We start from the raw sequence: 20,835 nt of genomic DNA on the forward strand, positions 1-20,835 counted from the left end.
CTTGCGTCATCCGGCATTTGCACTGGCCATGATGGTGGGAGCGGCGGCGATCGCCGCTCTCGCTTTGCTGTCGATCGCCTATGGCTCGACGCTGATCCCGCTGACCGACGTTGTTGCAGCACTTGGCCGTGCAGTCGGCTTCAGCGGGCACGACGTGGCAGGACCGGTCGGCAAGATCGTCGTCGACCTGCGGCTGCCGCGCACGATCCTGGCCATCTGCGTCGGCGTCGGTCTCGGCGTCGTCGGTGCGCTGCTGCAGACGGTGACCCGCAACGACCTTGCCGACCCGTTCCTGTTCGGCCTGTCGTCGGGCGCCGCCGCGGGTGCGGTTTCCGTCATCACCGTCTTCGGCGACAGTTTCGGCATCTGGACATTGCCGGTCGCGGCCTTCACCGGCGGCATATTGGCTGCCGGCGTCGTGCTGCTGCTGGTTGCGCGGGTGAGGGGGCAAGGCCCGGAGCGGCTGATCCTTGCCGGCCTTGCCGTGTCCTTCATGTTCACCGCCTTGACCAACTATCTTGTCTTTGCCGGCGATCAGCGCGCCGCCCACTCCGTGCTGTTCTGGACCATGGGCGGCCTTGGCCTGGCGCGCTGGGATAATATCTGGCTGGGCGCGCTGGGAGCAGGCACCATTCTGGCTTACGCGCTGTGGAACCACCGCCGGCTCGATGCTTTCCTGGCCGGCGAAAACGCCGCCGAAAGCCTGGGCGTGCCGGTGGCGCGGATGCGAAGGATGACCTTTCTCGTCGCCGCCTTCTCGACGGCGATCCTGGTCTCGGTCGCCGGCGTCATCGGCTTCGTCGGGCTGATGATCCCGCATCTGTCGCGGCCGCTGGCGGGCCCCTTGCACCTGCGCCTGGTTGCCAGCTGCGCCGTCTTCGGCGCCGTGCTGTTGCTGGCCAGCGATCTTCTGGCCCGAACGCTGCTGCCGCCGCAGGAACTGCCGATCGGCATCATCACCAGCTCGGTCGGCGCGTTCTTCGTCGTCACCATGCTGATCCGCAACCGGCTTTGAGTGCGGCCTGGGTCAGGGCCGCGATTACTCTCCCGAAATGCCCAGTTGCACCCGTTGCTTTGGGCGCTTCGACTGGAACAGGGCAAGCAAAAAAACGCCGGCCTGAACGACGACGATCGTCGGGCCGGTGGCTGCGTCGATGTGATAGCTGAGGATCGTTCCCACGACGCTCGACCCGATGGCGGCCGCGGCGGCAATGGCGAGCATGCGCTCAAAGCTCTTCGTCAAAAGAAAGCCGATCGCTCCCGGCGCGATCAGCATGGCGATGACAAGGATGATCCCGACAGCCTTCAGCGAGGCCACGATGGTCAACGCGAGCAGCGTCAGCAGCCCGAAATGCAGCAGGTTGACGGGCAGGCCGATCGCGCGCGCATGGGCCGGATCGAAACAATAAAGCAGCAGATCCTTGCGTTTTGCCAGAACGATGAGGATCGCCGGCACGACGATGACCGCCGCCTCGATCACGTCGCGCCACTGGACGCCGAGCATGTTGCCGAACAGGATATGATTGAGATGCTGGTCGGTCTCGACTTTGACGAACAGCACCAGGCCAAACGCGAACATGCCTGAGAAGACGATGCCCATGACTGCGTCCTCCTTGATCCGGCTGTGCTGCTTGAGGTAGCCCGTCGCCAGCGCGCAGCCAAGTCCTGCCACGAAGGCGCCGAAGGCAAGCGGGATCCCGGCGATATAGGCGAGCACGATACCCGGAAGCACGGCATGCGAAACGGCGTCGCCCATCAGCGACCAGCCCTTCAGGACGAGATAGCAGGACAACACCGCGCAAATGGCGCCGACCAGAACGGCGACGGCGAGACCGCGACGCATGAATTCGTGGCTGAGCGGTTCGGCGATCCAGGACCAGATCGTCATCATGACGCGACCTGCGATGCGGCACGTGCCGCCCGGCGTGCGGCGAGCCGCCCATGTTTGGGTGCGAAGACGAAGGCAATCAGAAAGACCACGGTCTGCAGCACCACGATCAGTCCGCCAGTCGCGCCATCGAGAAAGAAGCTGAGATAGGCGCCAACCGCGCTCGTCGCCGCGCCGATCGCCATCGCGAGCAGGATCATGACGCCGAACCGATCGGTAAGCAGATAGGCGGTGGCGCCAGGCGTTACCACCATCGCGATCACGAGGATCGCGCCGACGGTCTGGAGCGCGGCGACGATGCAGGCGCTGAGCAGCACGAAGAACAGGACCCGCAACCGCCACGGATTCAGGCCGACGCCGCGCGCATGGTTCTCATCGAAGAACACCAGCATCATATCCTTCCATCGAAGCCCCAATACAACCAGCGAAACCGCTGCGATGAGGATGACCTGGGTTACATCCTCGTCGGAGATTGCGAGGATGTTGCCGAGTACGATGGACTGGATGTTTACGGAGGTCGGACTGATCGACGCAATCAGCAGCCCGCCAGCGAACAGCGTTGTAAAGACAAGGCCGATCACGGCGTCCTCGCGAAGTTGCGTCACGCGCCGCACCAAGGTGATGCCGAGTGCGGCGATGAGGCCGGAGGCGAATGCGCCGGCGGCATAGGGAAGGGCCAGCATGTAGGCGGCCGCAACGCCCGGCACCACCGAGTGGGCAAGCGCGTCGCCCATCAGGGCCCAGCCCTTTAGTATGAGATAGCAGGACAGGAACGCGCAGACCATGCCGACCAGGGCGCTGACCCAGATGGCCTTGGCCATGTAGTTGTAGGTGAAGGGTTCCAGCAGGATGTCGATCACGGGGCTGGCGATCCGCTGTCGGGCTTCATCATCTTCTCTTGATCCCGCTCGCCGTAAAGCACCAGAGGACGCTCGTCATCGGTCAGCACGGTCAGGTGGCGAGCGTCGGGGTCGTCATGAAGATCGGCGCCGCCGAGGCGCAGATGCCTCAGCACGCCGCCAAAAGCTTTCGCAAGATTGGCTTGCGTAAACGTTGTCTCTGTTGGTCCGAAGGCCAGCACCGTCTTGTTGAAGATGACGACATGGTCGCAGAAATTGACGATGCTGCCGAGATTGTGCGTCGACACCAACATCAGCTTGCCGTCGTCGCGCATCGACCGAAGGAGATCGATGATCGCTGCTTCGGTCTGCACGTCGACGCCGGTGAACGGCTCGTCGAGCAGGATGATTTCGCCGCCCTGCGCCAGAGCGCGCGCCAGGAACACACGCTTCTTCTGGCCGCCGCTCAGTTCGCCGATCTGGCGCTTGCGAAAATCGGTCATGCCGACCCGTTCCAGTGCCGCGTCGACCGCCATGCGATCGGCTCTGCCTGGGATACGCAGAAAATTCATGTGGCCGTAGCGGCCCATCATGACGACATCTTCCACCAGCACCGGAAAGTTCCAGTCGACATCCTCGCTCTGCGGCACATACGCGACTAGGCCGCGCTTCAGCGCTGCGTGGACGGGCAATCCGGCGATAAGCACTGTTCCGGTCGACGGCGTCAGGAAGCCCATCAGCGCCTTGAACAGCGTCGATTTGCCGGAGCCGTTGACGCCGACCAGCGCGCAGATGGTGGAGGCGCCGAGCCTGAAAGAGGCGGAGTGTACGGCCGTGACCCCGCTTGAATAGCTGACGGTGACGTCGTCCACGTCGATGGAGGCAACGACCCGGCCGCTACCGGTCGATGTTCGATCATGGCTGTTGTCCGGAGCGAGCGCGGTGCGAACCCCGGTCACCCGCCGAACCCCTGGACGATCGTCTCGACGGTGGTTTCGAGAAGCTTCAGATAGGTCGGAACCGGGCCGTCTTCCTCGCTCAGCGAATCGACGTAGAGAACGCCTCCATAGGTGGCTCCGGTTTCGCGCGCGACTTGCTTGGCCGCCTTGTCGGAAATGGTGCTTTCGCTGAACAACACCGGAATCTTGTTCTCGCGCACCAGGTCGATCAGCTTGCGCGCCTGTTGCGGGGTGCCTTGCTGGTCGGCGTTGATCGGCCACAGATAGGCTTCGCGCAGATCGAAGTCGCGTGCCAGGTAGCTGAAAGCGCCTTCGCTTGTAACCAGCCAGCGTTGGTCCGTTGGGATCGCCGACAGGCGCTTGCGCATGGGCTCGTCGATTGCCTTGATCTTTTCCGAATAGGCGGCGGCATTGGCGGCATAGACCGGGGCGTTTGCCGGATCCGCCTTGGACAGCGCCTTGCGGATGTTCTCGACATAGATGAGGGCGTTCTTCGGCGACATCCACGCATGCGGATTGGGCTTGCCTTCGTAAGGTCCCTCCTTGATCCCCATCGGCTCTATGCCCTCCGTGACGACGGCACTCGGCACGTTCTTCACGTTGTCGAAGAATTTCTCGAACCAGCGTTCGAGGTTCATGCCGTTCCAGAGCACGAGGTCGGCCGATTGCGCCTTCACCACGTCGAGCGGCGTCGGCTGATAATCGTGGATTTCAGCGCCGGGCTTGGTCACCGACTCTACGATTGCCGCGGTCCCGGCTACGTTTTGCGCGATATCCTGGATGATCGTGAACGTCGTCACGATGCGCAGAACCTTCCCTGCCGCAGGCCGGGTCTCCTGTGCCATGACCGGAACGAGGCTCGCCATCGTCGCAAAACCGATGGCCACAAGGCCGCCAAGCGCCCGCAGCATCGTCCTGCGGGTTGGGGAAGCAGAAACAGTCATCGGATGCCTTTCGACTGGAGTTGATCGTCGCCCATGCGCTGCTCGCGTCATGCTAATGCAAGTGATTTGCATCTGATATTGCAGTTGCAACTGATTTGCAAGTAGCTAATTGCAGTCGCGTGGCAACGCGGCTAAGTATGACGGATGAAAGCGGACAACGACCTTTTCGAGCGATTCCGGAGCAATTTGAAAGCCGCCGGTGTCCGGATGACCGAACAACGCAAGGTGATCTTGCGGCTGCTGGCGGATGCGCACGACCATCCGGACGCGAACGAATTGTATTCTCGTGCCCACCAGATCGACGGCAGCATTTCCTTGTCGACCGTCTACCGGACGTTGCGGCTCCTGGAGGAGAAAGGCGCCATCCAGCGTCATGCCTTCGACGAGGGCCGCGCCCGGTTCGAAAACGCGGACCGTGAACATCACGACCATCTCATCGACCTCGACACCGGTCAGGTGATCGAGTTCCGTTCCGACAAAATCGAGAAACTGCAGGCCGAGATAGCGTCGGAGCTTGGCTTCGAAATCGTCCGCCACAAGCTGGAACTGTATGTCAGGAAACGCGCTAAATAGCGTGGTTTCTGGTCGTCACCATGCTCATCCGCAACCGCTTTGAGCGCGGCAACAGATCGCCGGATCACACGGTCCAGAAATAGCGCACGATGTGGAAGAACACCGGGGCGGCGAAGACCAGGCTGTCGGTGCGGTCCATCATGCCGCCATGGCCTTCGATGAGATGGCCCCAGTCCTTGACGCCCTGATCGCGCTTGATGGCCGAGGCGACCAGCCCGCCGAGAAATCCCATCGAGCAGGCGACGAAGGCCACGGCTGCTGCCTGCAGCGGCGAGAAGGGTGTCACGAACGATAGCAGCGCGCCGAGCAGGCTCGCCGACACCAGTCCGCCGATCAGGCCTTCCCAGGTTTTCGACGGCGAGACGTTCGGCGAGAAACGGTGTTTTCCAAACAGCTTGCCGAAGATGTACTGCAGCACGTCGCTGCCTTGCACGACGATGATCAGGAAGGCGATCAGCAGCAGGGTGCGGTCTTCGAAGCCCGGCACCTCGAGTGTCAGCAGGGCAGGGACATGGCTGACGCAATAGACCGAGATCATCACCGCCCATTGCTGCGCGGCGATCCGCTCGAGGAAGCGTTCGGTGTCGCCATGCAGCGCCGTTATGGCCGGCATCAGCAGGAAGCAATAGACCGGAATGAAGATGACGAAGAGACCGTACCAGGCGGTCCACACCAGCCAGTATTGAAACGGGATGATGATGCCGAACATGCCAAGCAGCACCCAATGGTCGCTGCGGCGGGTGTGCGTCAGCGTCACGAATTCGCGCAGCGCGGCGAAGGAGATCAGAGCGAACAGAATGGTCATTCCGTAACGCCCGAAGAAGAAGGCGACCGTCATCAGCGCCACCATCACCCACCAGGCGTTGATGCGCTGGGTGAGATTGACCAGCGTCGAACTGAGCGGCTTCGGCGCTCGCGCCGAAAGTAGGGTGGCGACGATGCTGGCGGTGGTCAAAACCGCCAGCAGGCCGATGATCAGGATGGAGATTTCGTGGCGCATCAATCGTCTCGCTCGGGACGCGGGTTGAGCGCCAGAAGCGTGGCGTGGGCGCGTTCGAGGAAGGCGCGGCGTTCTTCTCCCGGACCGATCGCCACCGGCGCGCCGAAGACGACGCGGCACAGCAGCGGCACCGGCAGGAACTGGCCCTTGGGCAGCACGCGCGACATGTTCTCGATCCAGCACGGGATCAGCTCGACCTCAGGCCGCGCCGTCGACAAATTGTAGAGCCCGGAGCGGAATGCCAGCAGCGGCTCTTCGGTCATGTTGCGTGTGCCTTCGGGAAACAGGATCAGCGAGTGCCCCTGGTCGAGAACCGACAGCATGATCTTGATCGGATTTTCCTCAGGTCTCGTCCACTGCCGGTTGATGAGCACCGACGACAGCATGTCCTGCGCGATGAAGCGGCGCAGCCGCGACTTCCCCCAATATTCGCCTGCGGCAACAGCATGGGTGATCGCGCGCTCCCTTTCGCTGAGGCAGGCCGACAAAAGGATGAAGTCGCCATGGCTGGTGTGGTTGGCGAAATAGATGCGCTGGCGGTCGGAGGGCAGGCTGCCGTTCCAGATCGGCCGCACGCCCGTCACCATCCGGGCCAGCGCCGACAGGCCGACCGAGGTTACCGTCTGCAGCAAGGTGAAGGTCTTGAGCGAAAGCCTGTTCATCGCGGCGCCCAAAACCCTGCCGCCAGAAGTGCTGCGGCAAACAGAGCCAGGGCGGCACGCTGCTTGAACAGCAGACGACGCGTGCCGGCCATGCGGTCATCGAGCGAGCGTGTCGCGGACGGAGCCGTTTTCAGGCGCATGCGCGCCAGCATGTCGTCCACTGCGGCACCGCCGGAAGCTTCGTCATCATGGCTGGCCATGATCCGGAACAGCAGCGCGTCAAACGCCAGCAGTGTCGACAGCATCAGCACCGCCACCGCGCTCGCGGCGGTGATCGACAAAGCAACGGCCGCGGGCAAGTTTTCGAAAGCGCCGCGCGTCGAGGCAGCCAGCGGCGCAAGGATGTCCGCGGCCACCACGATTGCGGCCGGCCACGCTGCCTGCCGCATCAGCATGCCAGCGAAGCGATGGGTGCGGTCCTGATAGGCATTGCCGGTCATGACGCCGCCGGATCCGTGGCTTCTGCAAGATGAACCGGCCGGCCGAGGGCCGCGAGCATCTCGCGGGCGAGCGTCGACGTTTTGGCCCTGCCGGTCGCCACCAGCCATTCGGCCACGACGCCGGCGCTGCGCTGGAAGCCGAGCGCGCAGCACACCAGCACGGTGCCGTCGCGGCGCGCACTCTCCAGCGCGCCGGCTGCCTGTTGCCGTATCGCCACTGGCGGCGGCAACAGGTCGACCATCGGAAAGCTGATCCAGCGGCAATCGGCTGCCGCCGGTCTTTCAAGTTCGGCGGCAAGGTCGATGACCGTGCCGAAGCCGTTGGCCTCGCGTGCCGTAGGAAAGCGCCCGAGAAAGACGCCATCGGCAATCGCCACCTGGGGAGCAAGTTTGCGCGTCCAGGCCCATATGTTTGCCCTGGCGCCGAGACGGTAAGGCAAGAGCAGGACACGGCTTGCAAGCGTGATGCTGCCATCGGCGGATTTCTGGAACACTTTTTCGACTGCCCCTGCATAGGCGAGGGCGACGATGGCCAGCGCCAAAGCCGGCCAAAGCAGGAAGAGGGCGACAGCGCAAACGAATGCACCGAGCGCGGCGCCCGCCAGCGCAAGAACGGCGCCCAGCGCATAGAACCGCGCCAGCCGCCGCGCTTGCACATCGCTGGTCAGCCGGAAGCCTGAAAACGGCAACGCGCCGCTGCGCGGAAACAGCCACAACGCAAAGAGCCCGAGCAGCGCGCCGCTGCGCGGAAACAGCCACAACGCAAAGAGCCCGAGCAGCGCGCCGGTCGGGATGTCGATGAAATGATGCTGCCAGGTCGTCAGCACCGAGGCGCCGATCAGGAAGCACCAGCCGTGCCAGAGCGCCAGGAGAAAACCGCCGAGCCGGTGGCGCCAATGATCCCAGATGATCACCAGAAGGGCGATGTGCAGCGAGGGCGCCTGGTTGAACGGCTTGTCGAAACCGCCGAGCACGGCAAACAGGAAGCCGGGCAGGCCGGTCGTCGCCGGTCGCACGAATGTCGCGGTCAGCGGGAACAGGATGAAGCAGGCAACGGCGACGATTTGCGCGGTGAGATAACGCCCGGCCAGGCGGTCCACCCCTTGCCTGTCGTTGTTGAGCAGCAGCGACAGGCCGTAGAACAGGTTGATCGACCAATAGGGCACGATGGTCCAGGCGACGAACGGAATGCCGTGCTCCCACGAGAACACGATGCTGCCGACATCGTCGCGCCGCGAGGCCAGCCAGTTGGCGAAGCCGTAGCTGAGATAGAAGAATGGTGCCAGCAAGGCCAGCCAGAGCGCAGCCCTGACGACCACCCGTCCATAAGGCTCGGCGCGCGCGGTGGGTGCAGGCGATAAGACCATGCTGTTCAGCGGCGCCGCGCGACCGAGACGGTGAAGATGCCCCATTGGTCGATGCGCTGGTCGAGCTTCTCGAACCCGGCGGATTCGACGAGCTGGTCCATCTCGCCCTGCGTGCGCCGCCGCATCACCCAGGCCTCGCCGCCGCGATGCGAAGTCAGGCTGCGGGCGATCATCTCGAGCTGCGGATGCCAAGGCTGGTTGGTGTAGAGCAGCAGGCTGCCCGGCTGCATGGCGCTGGCCAAACCACCAAGCGAGCGGGCGATCATCGCGTTGTCCGAGAACAGCTCGTAGAGGCCGGAAACGATGGCGAGGTCGGGGGCCGGATCGACGTTGGCGAGCATGTCGGCATCGAAGGCATCGGCGCGCTGGAACGAGACATCAGCCGGCAATTGCCGCTCAGCGATCAGCTTGCGGCCAAGCTGGACGTTGAGGTCGGAATAATCCTGCAGGCGAACGCTCGCTGGCTGGTCGGGGCTCTTCGCGATGGCATCGAGAACATAGCGGCCATGGCCGGCGGCGATGTCGAGAATGTGCGCCGGCCGGCCAGCGGCCTTGAGCGTCGCCACGCAAGAGCCGATGAGCTCTTCGAGATGCAGCTTGCGCTGGCGGATGCCGCGCCAGCCAATGGCCTCCAGGAAGACACGGTCGACGACGCGGCCAAGAGGTGTGAGACCCCGCGCGTCGTTCTCGTAGACGTAATCCAATGTCGAGCCGGAATCGAAGCCGGTGGCGATGCCGGTCTTCATGCCCTGCGAGACCCAGGCACCCATGCGGATGGAGGCGCGGCTGAATGCCCAATAGAGGCCCTTGGGCGACATCAGAGCGAGCGGCGAGGCAAGCCGGTCGGCCTCGTCGCGGGTGTAGCCGGCGGTGTCCGCCTGCTTCAGGTCGACCGGCGCGTCCGGTGCCGCGAATTGCCTGGCGAGGAACGGCCGGATCAGCTCGAGGGCCTGCGCCCGGTCGCGTTCGCCCAGCGTGTCGTGAAAGAAGCCCGGCAGCACATGGCGTTCCTTGGTGCGGCTGCCGAGATTGACGAAGAACTCGTGCTGCGGGCCGTGGCGCACCACCCAGTCGCTGCCCGAGAGCAGAAGCTGGGTCGGCACGCTGATGGCGCGGGCGTCAGCGACGATGCGTGCGGCATGCTGGTAGAGTTCGACCAGGATGTTGGAAGCGATCGGCCGCGCGATCAGCGGATCGCTCTCGAAGGAGGCGATGCGCACAGGATCGTGGGTCAGGAATTTCGCCTTGACGTAGGAATTGACGAAAAAGCGGCCCTTGATCTTCTGCCAGAGCGCGATGCCCTCCTTGGCGAAGGGTACGTAGAGTTTCACCGAGAAGGCCGGTGAAGCCAGCACCATGGCGCGCAGCTTCGGCGCATAGTCATGCACCCAGGCGGCGGCGAGCACGGCGCCGAAGGACTGCGCGATCAGCGCGATATCCCCAGTGGCGACGCCATCCCTGGCTGCAATCTCGCGCATGAAGCAGTCGATGTCGCGCACCAGCGCCGAGAAGTACGGGGCATAGCCGCGCTCGCCGGATGAGCGGCCATTGCCGCGGGCGTCCCAGGCATAGAAGGCGTGGTCCGGCATCCGCAATTCATCGACGAGATGGGCCATGCGGCCGCCATGCTCGTGGCCGCGATGGAACAGCACCACCGCGCCCTTGGCACCGGCGGAGTCCGCCGGCCAGAATCGGTAGAAGATCTCCGTCCCGTCATGGCTGCGGAAAACCCGCTCCTGCGCTTGCCGCGCAAGGCTTTGCGTGGCCGCGGCGGCGATTGGTTCGTGCATCATGGTCTTCCCCTCTGGCGGCATGGCGAGCCTCGATGCTCAGCTGGCGCTGCCAATAAGGCCGGCGCGTATCCGGTTTATGGCGGTCAGCAGCGAAAGCGTTGCCATGGCCGGAAACACAAACGGTGCTATCGATGCCGGCCAGATCCCGGCGGCGCACAGCACGGCGACCACACCGAGCGCCAGCGCTCTGTCGCTCTTGCCGAATGGCCCGGCATAGTTGCGTCCGATCTTGGCGGCAATGCCGAGCACGCCGGCGAATTCGGTCAACACGGCCGATATCGCGAAGGCGATGACGCCCCATGCGCCAAATTCCGGAAAGACGGCAAAAGGAAGAATCAGTGCGAGGTCCGAAACGACGTCGCACAACTCGTTCAGATACATGCCGAGCGTCGACGCCTGCCCATGTTCCCGTGCCAGCATGCCATCCACGGCATTCAGCGCCATGCGCACGAACATCACCACGGGGATAAGCAACAGCAGCCAGCGCCATTCGTGCAGGATCGCGATGGCCGCGCCGGCGGTTATCGACATCACGGCCGCCAGGATGGTTATGCTGTTTGCGGTGACCCCGATTGCCGCCAGCCGATTGACCAGCGGCCGCAGCCGTCCCTGGAAGGCCGGCTTGAGAGCGTAGAGCGTCGGCATTTTCGTGATCCCCCGATCCTGACCAACGGCTGTACATCAATATGTCAGACCCGACCAGCATGACGTGGCGGAGCGGCGAAGCCGGCTGGCATGGCGACAGGCGCTCACCAATCGGTAACCATGCCTGCATCGCATGACTGTCGTGCATATCTGCCGGCTTCTTATGCAACGCGGCATCTTGAATAGTGAGCACGCTTATTATATATCCCGCTCATGGTTTCTGATGGCATCGACAGATTGGGCTTCTTGATTCACGACGTGCAGCGCCTGATGCGCAAGCGCTTCGAGGCGAGGGCCAGTGGCTTGGGGCTTTCTTCGGCGCAATGGCGGCTTCTGGTCCGCGTTGCCAAGGAAGACGGCGTCGCGCAGGCACGGCTGGCCGAACTTCTCGAAATCGAGCCGATCAGCGTTTCGCGCCTGGTCGACCGCATGGAGGAGGGAGGCTGGATCGAGCGTCGTGCCGACGCCGCCGATCGTCGCGTCCGCATGATCTTCCTGACGCCCAAGGCGAGCGACGCCTACGCCGTGATCAAGAGCATTGCCGGGGAAGTCTATGAGGAATCGCTGGTCGGCGTGAAGCCGGAAGCCCGTCGCGTCCTCGTCGAAGGGCTCGAGGCGATGGTCCGCAACCTGACCGACGACGAGACGCCGTCCATTGAAAAAGTGAAGAATACAGAAGGCGCAGCAGCATGAACGCGGTAGCCAAGATAGACAAGAACACGACCGAACTGGAGATGGAAGCGCCGGCGCAGCCGGCCGCGGCCCCGGTGGCGGTTGCTCCCCCAGTGCAGCCGGCCCCGGCGCCGGTGAAGAAAAAGCGCCGGCTGGGCCGCTTCCTGCTGATGGTCGCGCTGCCCGCGGCACTCGCTGTCGGGGGCGGCTACGTCTGGGTCACCGGCGGCCGCTACCAGGAGACCGAGAACGCCAACCTGCAGCAGGCCAAGGTGTCGATCGCTTCCGACACGGCAGGCCGCATCGTCAAGGTCGACATCTTCGATAACCAGCTGGTCAAGCAGGGTGACGAGCTCTTTGCCATCGACCCCGAGCCATACCGGATCGCGCTGGCGCAGGCCGACGCGGCGGTGGCGGGCGCGCGTCTCAATGTCGAGCAGCTGCGCGCGGCCTATGGCCAGTCGATGGCTCAGCAGAAGTCCGATGCCAGCCAGGTCGTCTTCGCCCAGTCGCAGTTCGACCGCGCCGCCGATCTTGCCCAGAAGGGCATCAACGCCAAATCGTCGCTGGACGAGGCCAAGAACGATCTCGACAAGGCCAAGCAGCAGCTGGCCGTTGCCGAGCAAGGCATCATCAGCGCCAAGGCAGCCCTTGGCGGCAATCCCGATATCGAGACCGACAAGCACCCGACCGTGATGGCCGCGCTCGCCGCGCGCGACAAGGCGGCCTACGACCTGGCGCAGACCACGGTCAAGGCGCCGGCGGACGGCATCGTCAGCCAGGCCTCGTCGTTCAAGGTCGGCCAGTATGTCGGTTCCGGCACGCCGCTGTTTTCACTGGTCGAGACCGGCGACACCTGGATCGATGCCAATTTCAAGGAAACGCAGCTCACCCACATGAAGCCCGGCCAGAAGGCCGAGATCGTGGTCGACACCTATCCAGGGCGCACCTTCGAGGCGACGGTCAAGGCGATCGGCGCCGGCACGGGAGCCGAGTTCTCGCTGCTGCCAGCCCAGAATGCCACCGGCAACTGGGTCAAGGTCACGCAGCGCATCCCGGTTCGTCTCGAATTGACCGATGCGGACGCCAAGATGGCGTTGCGCACCGGCATGAGCGCCACCGTTACCGTCGACACCGGCGTGGCGCGTGGCCTGCCTTCGATCTTCGGTCACGCCACGGCTGGCGAGGCCGCGCAGTAACGTCAGAATGCCGCAGGACCAGCGGCGGAGGTGAATAGCAGGATTGGTCTGATGGGAGGAGCTGGAGGATCAGCGTTTGGGCGCGCCGCGTAGCGGCCTGGCCGAAATCTGAAATCTCCGACGCGGACCCGTCGGTCCTCATGTTTCCGGGCGGCAGGCATCCGCTCATCAGAGACTTTCAGTCGATGTAACCCCCACATCGACAATCGCGTCCCACCGCGACGAGGGTCTCTCAACGGAAGGCGTTGCCGCCCGGAAACCCCTTGTACACGTTTTTGTTACCTGCTGGAAGTTTCATGCCATGAGCACGCCCGAACCCTTCAAAGAAGTGCCGCATCGCGGCCTGATCACGGTCGCGCTCATGCTGGCGACGATCATGCAGGCGCTCGACACGACGATCGCCAACGTCGCGCTGCCGACCATGACCGGCGATCTCGGCGCCTCACCCGACAACATCAACTGGGTGCTGACCTCCTACATCGTCGCCGCCGCCATCATGACGCCGGTCACCGGCTGGCTGGCCGATCGCTTCGGCCGCAAGGAACTGTTCCTGGGGGCGGTTGTCGGTTTCACCGTGTTTTCGATGCTGTGCGGTATCGCCTGGAGTCTGGAGAGCATAGTGTTCTTCCGGCTGATGCAAGGCGTGTTCGGCGCCGCCATCGTGCCACTGTCGCAAACCTTCCTGCTCGACATCAACCCCAGGGAACGTCACGGCCAGGCAATGGCCATCTGGGGCGCCGGCATCATGCTGGGGCCGATCCTGGGTCCGACGCTCGGCGGCTGGCTGACCGAAAATTTCAACTGGCGCTGGGTGTTCTTCATCAACCTGCCGGTCGGCATCATCGCCTTCCTCGGCATGGCCGCCTATCTGCCGGCGGTTGCCCGGCGGGTGCGCAGCTTCGATTTCTTCGGCTTCGCCATGTTATCGCTCGGTGTCGGTGCGCTGCAGCTGCTGCTCGACCGCGGCGGCGAGGTCGACTGGTTTTCCTCGGTCGAGATCTGGATCGAGCTTGCTCTTTCGATCACCGGATTCTGGGTGTTCATCATCCACACGCTGACGGCGGAACGTCCTTTCATCGATCCCAAGATCTTCCTCGACCGCAATTTCGTGACCGGGCTGGCATTCATCTTCGTCATGGGCGTGCTGATCCTGGCCTCGATGTCGCTGCTGCCGCCGATGCTGTCGACCATCTTCGGCTATCCGACCGTCACCATCGGTGTCGTGTTGGGGCCGCGCGGTGTCGGCACCATGATTTCGATGCTTGTCGTGGGGCGGCTCATGAGCAGGATCGACGCCAGGATTCTTGTCGTCATCGGCTTTCTGCTCACGGCGCAATCGCTCTACACCATGTCCAGCTTCACGCCACAGATGGACAATTGGCTGATCCTCAGCTCCGGCGTCATCCAGGGCCTGGGGATGGGAATGGTGTTCGTGCCGCTGTCGACCGTCGCCTTCGCCACGCTTGACGTGCGCTTCCGCACCGATGCCACGGCTTTGTTTAGCCTGGTGCGCAATCTTGGCTCATCCATTGGCGTGTCGGTCGTGACGGTTCTGATGGTGCGCAACACGCAGGTCAACCACACCGAGCTTTCGGCCTTCATCAACCCATTCAATCCGAATCTGTGGGCGGTCTCTCCAGCCGCCGCGAGCGGCGATCCCATGGCGCTCTCACAGGTCGATCGCATGGTCAATCTCCAGGCGATGATGATCTCTTACGTCAATGACTTCAAAATGCTCATGGTGATGACGCTGCTTGCCATTCCGTTTGTTTTCCTGCTGCGCAAGCCGAAGCAGGCGCCTGCCGGCGGCGCGCCGGCAGCGCATATGGATTAGCTTTCCACCCTATTTCCCGAGCACCAGGCTCCAGTAACGGAGCTTGCTGTCGCCGCCGTCGCGCACATAGGCAAGGCCGAAGCGGGTGAAGCGCGGGTCGAGCATGTTGCGGCGATGGCCTGGTGAATGCCCCCAGATGTCGAACAGTTTCTCGAGGTCGAAACGACCCTCGGCGATGTTCTCCGCCGCGGCACCGGAAATTCGATTGTCCCTGACGCGCGAGGCGAAATCCTTGCCCCAGCCGGTGGTGTGGCTCATGCGGCGGCGCTGCGCCATGTAGCCGGCCTGCTGCAGGGCGGCCTGTTCGAGCTGCCGGTCGGGGACCATCGGCGCCAGCCCGGCCGAGGCGCGGATACTGGCCAGCGTGCCGGTGGCGGAGGAGGAGACCCCGGCGCCTTCGCCGGTTGGCAGTGAAACAGTGCTGCAGGCGGCGAGTCCCGCTAGGGCGGCGAGGCCGGCCAGCACCATGCGCCTGTTCAGTTTCGGCATCGCGGGGGTTTCGATTTTCGCTATGGTCATGCCCCTGAGATAACGTCGATCATGGCTTTTGCCGGGCAGGGCGGCGAAAATCGAAGATGTTAGGCGGCAGTATCGAGATCTGCGTCCGAGGAACCGCGCATCCGGTCGTCTTCCGTATGCACCCACCACGAGCCCAGCGCGTCGATGAGCGGTACAAGCTTGCGGCCAGGCGCCGTGAGGTCATAGTCGACCCGCAGCGGATAGCCGGAGTGCGCCGTTCGCCGCACGATACCGGCTTCCTCCAGCTTGCGCAGTTCCAGAGCCAGAATGCGGTGCGACACGGTGGGGTTGTCGCGCCTCAGGTCGCTGAACCGCTTGGTCCCGTCCTTCAGATAGTAGAGCAGCAAAGTGGGCCAGCGGCCGCTGAGCACGCGCATGGTCTCTTCGATCGGACAGCATGAGACGACGTCTTTCATGGGCGGATCCTGGTTACAGAATTGTGCGTAATTTACATGGGACGACCAGCGTTTAGGGTCAAGTTTCGCTGCGCGGCGTGATCTCCTCAATCACGGAAGAAAACAAATGGAACCTATCCTGCTTTATGGCTTCCCGGCGGGAAGCTCGATGGGGCTCGTCGCTGCCTTCGAACGCGTCGGGCAACCCTATCGCCTGTGCCGCGTCGACATGCTCACCGAGATGAAAAACGATGCCTATGCCAGCATCAACGACCGTCAGGAAACGCCGGTGCTGATCACCGACGAAGGCCGGGTGCTCACCGAGACAATGGCCATCGCCGCATGGCTCGAAGCCCGCGACACACAGCGTCGCATCAGCTTCGAACCGCGCACGCCGCAAGCCGACCGCATGCACCAGTTGATGGCCGTCGTGAACACCGGTTTCACCGCCGCCTTCAGCCCGCTCTGGGTGGCATTGGAAATGGCGGCGGATGAACCCGCGCTGAAGGCGACCTTGCGGGAGTTCGGCCGCAAGGCCGTTGCGGAACGTCATGATCGGCTCGAGGCGATGATCGCCGATACGGATTTCCTGGTCGGCGACCGGCTGACTCTGGCCGATACCACGCTGATCGGCGTGGCACGCTGGGCGGAATTTCACCAGGCGATCGACGGCGCTGCCTATCCCAAGCTGGCCGGATTGCGCCTTCGCATCGAAGCCGATCCGGCCGTGCGTTATGCCCTGGCTGTCGAGGATGGCGAAGAGCCAGCCGGTTCTGGCGCCTGCCTTGGCCACGTCCCGCTGACTGAGGTGATCGATCGCTTCGCTGCACCGGCGCAATCGTAGCGATACTCCATCTTCAACCAGGATGTGACTTTGTGAGAGGCACTGATCTGCCGGAGTGCGGTCGCCGCACTCCGGCATTGTTAAACGCGACCGCCATTTTTCTCAACGCGACCGCTTGCGCCGCCGGACATCGGGTCGTTTCTCATTTCACCAGAGTGATCATCCGATCGGCATACATTGTGCGATTTCCAAGCGCCGCCGCGCAATCCGACTTGACGGACGAGTTTCCGGTCATCTGTATCGTATTGCCGACAAGCCTGAGACAGTTGCCCTGGGCGCTCATATCAGAGTTGCCGGCGTAGGAAATGGGCGCGTCCGGCGCGTAGATAAAACCGCTGATCACGGAATTTGCGCCGCCATTCAATGTCAGAGCAGACGTGTTGCCGTGATCCTGAAAAATGGTGATACCGGCATAAGGGCCGCTGGTGGGCGGGGAAAGGTTCACCTTCTCATTGGCATTTATGTAGATCTGAGCGCTTTCCATGAGGAATATGGTCACGCCCTGGCCAGTCAGGCTGCCGTTTCCCCCTGGCTTTATGGTGGTGCCGCGCATGATGTAGACGCCCGGATCGAGCGTGATGTTTCCCGACAATGTCTTGTCGCAATAAGTGCCTGGCGACAGCGTGTAGGTTTTGCCGTTCGGGACCGGCAAACACAATGCGTAAGGGGGAGGAACGACGTCGGCCAGCGGATCAAAGGATGCGTACCGATGTTCGTGCGGCGTTCCGCAGGCGAGACTGGCGCTGGGTGGCAACAGCCCGCTGGTGCCGCCGACAGTTGAGACACAGCCCGCTGAAACCAGGGCGGAGCCGCCCCTGTTCACGGAATCGGGGGCGTCCGAGTTCGCCGCGATCACACAATTGTCCATCGAGACGTTGGTCGAGCCCTGCAGGTTCACGGCGGCGGACGCATGCGGATCGAGCGCCAGCACGCAGGCCTGCGCGCCAGGTTTTATCTTGACCGAGGCCGAGCGGTAGGCCTGCCAGGGGGCCGAGGCGCTGATGAAGCTTGGGCGGCTTATGCTGGACGACAGCGAGATAAAGTAGGCGCTTGGGCTGCCGCTTGCCGTTGCCGCGAAAGCGGAGACGCTGCCCAGATATTCCTGCTGGTCGGCCACGCTCATATTGGCGGCGAAGAATTGCAGCCCAAGCTGCTGGACATCGCCGGCCGCCATATCGGGAGAGAACTTCGTGCCGATGGCGAGCCCCGCCGCGTCAAGCGAGTTCTGTAGTTGCGAGGCGTCATGGCTCGTGCCGATCAGATCAACGGCGCCGGCCAAACCAATCATTATCGGCAGCATCCCGATGGCGGTCGTTATGGCAAAGTTGCCACGCTCCGAAGACCAGAAGCCTTTCAATGCGAACATAGTTCCTCGCCGAACTTCGTAAAGCTCAGGTGATACGCCAAAGATCCCTACGAGCAATTTAAGTAAATGCTAAAATGCGTAAATGCTAAAATGCAGCACAATGATTGGTCAAAATGAAGGACCGCCAAGGTACGCCATATGAGAGGCCATACGGAGAGTTGAACACTACGAGGAGTTGCTCCCCAGGCAATTGACGCGGCGACAATCGCCGCCAACTCTGCTATCGTGCCTCTCGTTCTTGAAGTGGCAGCTCTGGCGGCCATCCTGGCGGTGACCGCCCCGACACACGGGAGGAAGGTTATGGCCGGCTTTCATGTCATGGCGGACGCACGTGGAATGCATGTGCAGCCAACGGTGCGCCGCATCACCACGTCGGACCTTTGGGATGCGCTGCGCCTCGGCGTCGAGGATTTCTGGGCAAAACCTTCGCACTATGTGTTCCTGTGCTTGATCTATCCCATCGTCGGCCTGATCCTGACGCAGTGGACGTCCGGGGCCAACGCCATCCAGCTCATCTATCCCCTGATGTCGGGTTTCGCGCTGGTCGGGCCCTTTGCGGCGCTCGGCCTTTACGAGATCAGCCGCCGGCGCGAACTCGGCATGAACACCTCCTGGCGGCACGCGTTTGATGTGCGGCGCTCGTCCGCGGTTCCGTCGATCGCCGTCATCGGGATCATGCTGGTGGCGCTGTTCCTGTTATGGCTCTACACCGCGCAATCGATCTACACCGGCCTGTTCGGCGACCAGCCGCCGGCCTCGATCGGTGGCTTCATCCGCGACGTGCTGACCACCAGCAAGGGCTGGACGCTGATCCTTGCCGGCAATGCCGCGGGCTTTGTCTTTGCCGTAATCGTGCTGGCCACCACCGTGGTTGCCTTCCCGCTGCTGCTCGACCGTGACGTCGGCGCCGTTTCGGCGATCGAGACCTCGGCACGGGCGGTAATGGCCAACCCGCTGCAGATGGCGCTGTGGGGCTTGCTGGTCGCCGTGCTTCTGGTGATCGGTTCCATCCCGCTGTTTGCCGGGCTAGCCGTCGTCATGCCGGTGCTCGGCCATGCCACCTGGCATCTCTACCGCAAGGTGGTCGAGCCCGAGCGGGCGCAGCAGACAAGGTGGCCGATGTAGGGTGCGCTGTCGCTAACTTCTTGCAATCACTCAACGACGATAGGCCGTTCAGCGATTGAGCTGGGAAACATCACCGCCCCAAAACGCGGCGCGCGGTCTTGACCGGGCGCTTTCCAGGAAGGCGACAATGATTGGATGCGGGTGCTGCTTTGTCGACGTCAGCTGCGGCACGAAGAGCGTGGCAAGGTAGAATGGGTGGGATGGCAGCAGGAGGACGCGAGCCTCGCCATTCGAATCCCTGCCGACAATGTGAAAGCCGCCGGCGTCCAGTTCTTTCTGGTAGGCTGGATTGATGCCGAAGTTGCAATAGTAGCGCTCTTTCGTGTTCGTTTGTCCATAAATCCGCGCTGCCCGGCTCCCTCGCGTCAGAAATACGTCCATGGTTTGCCCAACGAGTGAACAGGTCAGCTGTGTGACGAACAGGGTGGAAGCATAGGGATCGTATTCCGCATGCTCGGCGTCCTGGAAACCCAGCACGTTGCGGGCATATTCGACGACCATATGCTGGCAACCGCCGCAGGTTCCCAAAGCAGGAATTTCGTTTTCCCTGGCATGCCGGATGGCATTCAGAGCGCCATTCATGCTCCTGTACGGGCTGCCTGGAGCGATCCAGATCGCATCAAAAGGTGCCAGCTTGTCGCTGACCCCGGTGATCAGTTCTTCGGTCGAAATCCACTGGTGTTCGTACTGGATACCGAGCGTGGACCCGGCATGATCCAGCGCTTCGTCCATCTTGGCGTGTGGTTCGAAAGATGGCGTGTATTCACCGATCAGCGCCAATGCGAGTCGTTGTGTCATGAGAGCTCCTATGAATTGAAGTGAGCTTCCAGATGCGTTATCGGAGATGCATAAGTAAAATGCATTCGGATGATATCTATCATGACTATCACTAATATCACTCTCGCTCAGCTGCGGGTCCTGACCATGATTGTCGAAGACGCGAGCTTTTCGACGGCCGCTACGCGGATCGGCATGACGCAGTCGGGCGCAAGCCAGGCGATGAGAAGCCTTGAAGGCGTTCTTGGAGTGAAGCTTCTGGTTCGCGGCAAGAACGGGGTGTTTCCGACGGAAATTGGACAAGCAGTGCTTCAGGATGCGCGAGAGGCCGTTCTGGCCATCGAGCGAATCCAGCAAAGGAGCGCCGCAGCTTCAGGCGCTCAGACCGGGCGGTTGCGCATTGGAAGCGTGGCAAGCGCGGTAGAGCGTTTGCTGCCGCAAATACTTGCCCGCTTCCAGCGGCTTTTCCCCGGCGTCGAACTGGTTTTGCTGGAAGGAACCGATCATGAGGTTCTGGAATGGGTTGAAACAGCAGTCGTTGACGTCGGCCTGACCTCCGAACAATCAGCCGAAACTGTCGGGGATGTAGTCCTGGAGGATGATTTCGTCTTTCTTGCTGCTTGCGACCACCCGCTAGCAGCGACGGCGCGCGTCAAATTGTGCGACCTGGCCGACGAGAATTTCATCATGTCGGGCTCTGGTTGCGAGCCGGTCATCCGTCAGCTCTTCGCATCCGTGAACATCTCGCCTAAGGTTGTCCTTACGGTTCGCGATACGGCTGCCCTGGTGGAAATGGTGTCGCAGGGGATCGGTGTGACACTGATGCCTGAGCTTTCCACTCCGGAAGGAGACGCTCGCGTGTGTCGAATTCCCATTGTTCCTTGTGTTCAGAGGCGGCTGCTCGTTGTCAGTCTTGCAAGGGCCAATCGTTCGCCAGCCGCGGAGAAATTCGTGCAGCTGCTGGCGCCCTGACGTTTCTAGCTCAGCTCGCGAT

Annotated in this window: 22 protein-coding genes; 8 read left to right on the top strand and 14 right to left on the bottom strand. The window is 62.7% G+C overall.

Going from position 1 to position 20,835, the window contains the following annotated elements; all coding sequences use genetic code 11:
* Nucleotides 1-28: 28 nt before the first annotated feature.
* A complete protein-coding gene (locus tag NKI66_RS22230; protein WP_352753049.1) occupies nucleotides 29-1,015 on the top strand; it encodes a FecCD family ABC transporter permease in 987 nt (328 codons plus the stop codon).
* Nucleotides 1,016-1,039: 24 nt separating this feature from the next.
* Here NKI66_RS22230 and NKI66_RS22235 read toward each other — a convergent pair whose 3' ends face one another.
* The 4 genes from NKI66_RS22235 to NKI66_RS22250 all read right to left on the bottom strand — a co-directional run bounded on the left by NKI66_RS22235 (nucleotide 1,040) and on the right by NKI66_RS22250 (nucleotide 4,630).
* A complete protein-coding gene (locus NKI66_RS22235; protein WP_502895153.1) occupies nucleotides 1,040-1,888 on the bottom strand; it encodes a metal ABC transporter permease in 849 nt (282 codons plus the stop codon).
* A complete protein-coding gene (locus tag NKI66_RS22240; RefSeq protein WP_352553882.1) occupies nucleotides 1,888-2,748 on the bottom strand; it encodes a metal ABC transporter permease in 861 nt (286 codons plus the stop codon). Before NKI66_RS22240 ends, NKI66_RS22235 begins: the two co-directional genes overlap by 1 nt.
* The gene (locus NKI66_RS22245) at nucleotides 2,745-3,605 is read right to left on the bottom strand and encodes a manganese/iron ABC transporter ATP-binding protein (RefSeq protein WP_023813519.1); all 861 of its coding nucleotides are present in this window, start codon (nucleotides 3,603-3,605) and stop codon (nucleotides 2,745-2,747) included. The genes NKI66_RS22240 and NKI66_RS22245 overlap by 4 nt, the downstream gene beginning before the upstream one ends.
* A gap of 77 nt (nucleotides 3,606-3,682) precedes the next feature.
* The gene (locus tag NKI66_RS22250) at nucleotides 3,683-4,630 is read right to left on the bottom strand and encodes a metal ABC transporter substrate-binding protein (RefSeq protein ID WP_502900958.1); all 948 of its coding nucleotides are present in this window, start codon (nucleotides 4,628-4,630) and stop codon (nucleotides 3,683-3,685) included.
* A 144-nt stretch (nucleotides 4,631-4,774) separates the two neighbouring features.
* Here NKI66_RS22250 and NKI66_RS22255 point away from each other — a divergent pair, with 144 nt between their 5' ends.
* On the top strand, nucleotides 4,775-5,203 hold the full coding sequence (locus NKI66_RS22255) for a Fur family transcriptional regulator (protein WP_023813521.1): 429 nt from the start codon (nucleotides 4,775-4,777) through the stop codon (nucleotides 5,201-5,203).
* Nucleotides 5,204-5,267: 64 nt separating this feature from the next.
* On the opposite strand, the gene NKI66_RS22260 is transcribed toward NKI66_RS22255, so the two are convergent.
* Genes NKI66_RS22260 through NKI66_RS22285 form a run of 6 tightly spaced genes read right to left on the bottom strand, consistent with a single transcriptional unit; the run spans nucleotide 5,268 to nucleotide 11,110 of the window.
* A complete protein-coding gene (locus tag NKI66_RS22260; protein ID WP_352752960.1) occupies nucleotides 5,268-6,203 on the bottom strand; it encodes a phosphatidate cytidylyltransferase in 936 nt (311 codons plus the stop codon).
* Nucleotides 6,203-6,865 carry a lysophospholipid acyltransferase family protein gene (locus tag NKI66_RS22265; protein WP_352752962.1) on the bottom strand — a complete coding sequence of 221 codons (663 nt, stop codon included), beginning with the start codon at nucleotides 6,863-6,865 and terminating at the stop codon, nucleotides 6,203-6,205. Before NKI66_RS22265 ends, NKI66_RS22260 begins: the two co-directional genes overlap by 1 nt.
* Complete coding sequence (locus tag NKI66_RS22270; RefSeq protein ID WP_352752964.1) at nucleotides 6,862-7,305, bottom strand: hypothetical protein; 444 nt, start codon at nucleotides 7,303-7,305, stop codon at nucleotides 6,862-6,864. The genes NKI66_RS22265 and NKI66_RS22270 overlap by 4 nt, the downstream gene beginning before the upstream one ends.
* Nucleotides 7,302-8,672: a phosphatase PAP2/dual specificity phosphatase family protein gene (locus tag NKI66_RS22275; RefSeq protein ID WP_352752966.1), complete on the bottom strand. Its 1,371-nt coding sequence runs from the start codon at nucleotides 8,670-8,672 to the stop codon at nucleotides 7,302-7,304. Before NKI66_RS22275 ends, NKI66_RS22270 begins: the two co-directional genes overlap by 4 nt.
* Before the next feature lie 5 nt (nucleotides 8,673-8,677).
* Complete coding sequence (locus tag NKI66_RS22280; RefSeq protein WP_502900961.1) at nucleotides 8,678-10,462, bottom strand: bifunctional alpha/beta hydrolase/class I SAM-dependent methyltransferase; 1,785 nt, start codon at nucleotides 10,460-10,462, stop codon at nucleotides 8,678-8,680.
* 39 nt (nucleotides 10,463-10,501) lie between these two features.
* On the bottom strand, nucleotides 10,502-11,110 hold the full coding sequence (locus NKI66_RS22285; protein ID WP_352752970.1) for a CDP-alcohol phosphatidyltransferase family protein: 609 nt from the start codon (nucleotides 11,108-11,110) through the stop codon (nucleotides 10,502-10,504).
* 213 nt (nucleotides 11,111-11,323) lie between these two features.
* Between NKI66_RS22285 and NKI66_RS22290 the strand changes: the two genes are divergently transcribed.
* The 3 genes from NKI66_RS22290 to NKI66_RS22300 all read left to right on the top strand — a co-directional run bounded on the left by NKI66_RS22290 (nucleotide 11,324) and on the right by NKI66_RS22300 (nucleotide 14,815).
* Complete coding sequence (locus tag NKI66_RS22290; protein ID WP_023813527.1) at nucleotides 11,324-11,803, top strand: MarR family winged helix-turn-helix transcriptional regulator; 480 nt, start codon at nucleotides 11,324-11,326, stop codon at nucleotides 11,801-11,803.
* Nucleotides 11,800-12,981: an HlyD family secretion protein gene (locus tag NKI66_RS22295; RefSeq protein WP_352752972.1), complete on the top strand. Its 1,182-nt coding sequence runs from the start codon at nucleotides 11,800-11,802 to the stop codon at nucleotides 12,979-12,981. The genes NKI66_RS22290 and NKI66_RS22295 overlap by 4 nt, the downstream gene beginning before the upstream one ends.
* 301 nt (nucleotides 12,982-13,282) lie before the next feature.
* The gene (locus tag NKI66_RS22300) at nucleotides 13,283-14,815 is read left to right on the top strand and encodes a DHA2 family efflux MFS transporter permease subunit (RefSeq protein ID WP_023813528.1); all 1,533 of its coding nucleotides are present in this window, start codon (nucleotides 13,283-13,285) and stop codon (nucleotides 14,813-14,815) included.
* Between the two features lie 9 nt (nucleotides 14,816-14,824).
* Here the strand turns inward: NKI66_RS22300 and NKI66_RS22305 are convergent, their stop codons facing one another.
* Together NKI66_RS22305 and NKI66_RS22310 are read right to left on the bottom strand one after the other, a co-directional pair.
* A complete protein-coding gene (locus NKI66_RS22305) occupies nucleotides 14,825-15,334 on the bottom strand; it encodes a CAP domain-containing protein (protein ID WP_352752974.1) in 510 nt (169 codons plus the stop codon).
* A gap of 59 nt (nucleotides 15,335-15,393) precedes the next feature.
* Nucleotides 15,394-15,750: a winged helix-turn-helix transcriptional regulator gene (locus NKI66_RS22310; protein WP_352629684.1), complete on the bottom strand. Its 357-nt coding sequence runs from the start codon at nucleotides 15,748-15,750 to the stop codon at nucleotides 15,394-15,396.
* A 106-nt stretch (nucleotides 15,751-15,856) separates the two neighbouring features.
* Here NKI66_RS22310 and NKI66_RS22315 point away from each other — a divergent pair, with 106 nt between their 5' ends.
* Complete coding sequence (locus NKI66_RS22315) at nucleotides 15,857-16,573, top strand: glutathione S-transferase family protein (protein WP_352611824.1); 717 nt, start codon at nucleotides 15,857-15,859, stop codon at nucleotides 16,571-16,573.
* A 142-nt stretch (nucleotides 16,574-16,715) separates the two neighbouring features.
* Here the strand turns inward: NKI66_RS22315 and NKI66_RS22320 are convergent, their stop codons facing one another.
* Nucleotides 16,716-17,939: a TadE/TadG family type IV pilus assembly protein gene (locus tag NKI66_RS22320; protein WP_352752977.1), complete on the bottom strand. Its 1,224-nt coding sequence runs from the start codon at nucleotides 17,937-17,939 to the stop codon at nucleotides 16,716-16,718.
* A gap of 300 nt (nucleotides 17,940-18,239) precedes the next feature.
* On the opposite strand from NKI66_RS22320, the gene NKI66_RS22325 reads away from it, so the two are divergent.
* Nucleotides 18,240-19,064: a DUF2189 domain-containing protein gene (locus NKI66_RS22325; RefSeq protein WP_352611822.1), complete on the top strand. Its 825-nt coding sequence runs from the start codon at nucleotides 18,240-18,242 to the stop codon at nucleotides 19,062-19,064.
* 48 nt (nucleotides 19,065-19,112) lie between these two features.
* On the opposite strand, the gene NKI66_RS22330 is transcribed toward NKI66_RS22325, so the two are convergent.
* Nucleotides 19,113-19,862 carry a CTP synthase C-terminal region-related (seleno)protein gene (locus NKI66_RS22330; RefSeq protein ID WP_023813534.1) on the bottom strand — a complete coding sequence of 250 codons (750 nt, stop codon included), beginning with the start codon at nucleotides 19,860-19,862 and terminating at the stop codon, nucleotides 19,113-19,115.
* A gap of 81 nt (nucleotides 19,863-19,943) precedes the next feature.
* On the opposite strand from NKI66_RS22330, the gene NKI66_RS22335 reads away from it, so the two are divergent.
* Complete coding sequence (locus tag NKI66_RS22335) at nucleotides 19,944-20,813, top strand: LysR family transcriptional regulator (protein WP_164892996.1); 870 nt, start codon at nucleotides 19,944-19,946, stop codon at nucleotides 20,811-20,813.
* Nucleotides 20,814-20,835: the final 22 nt, after the last annotated feature.

The organism is Mesorhizobium sp. M0518 (genome assembly GCF_040321125.1).
Taxonomy (GTDB): domain Bacteria; phylum Pseudomonadota; class Alphaproteobacteria; order Rhizobiales; family Rhizobiaceae; genus Mesorhizobium.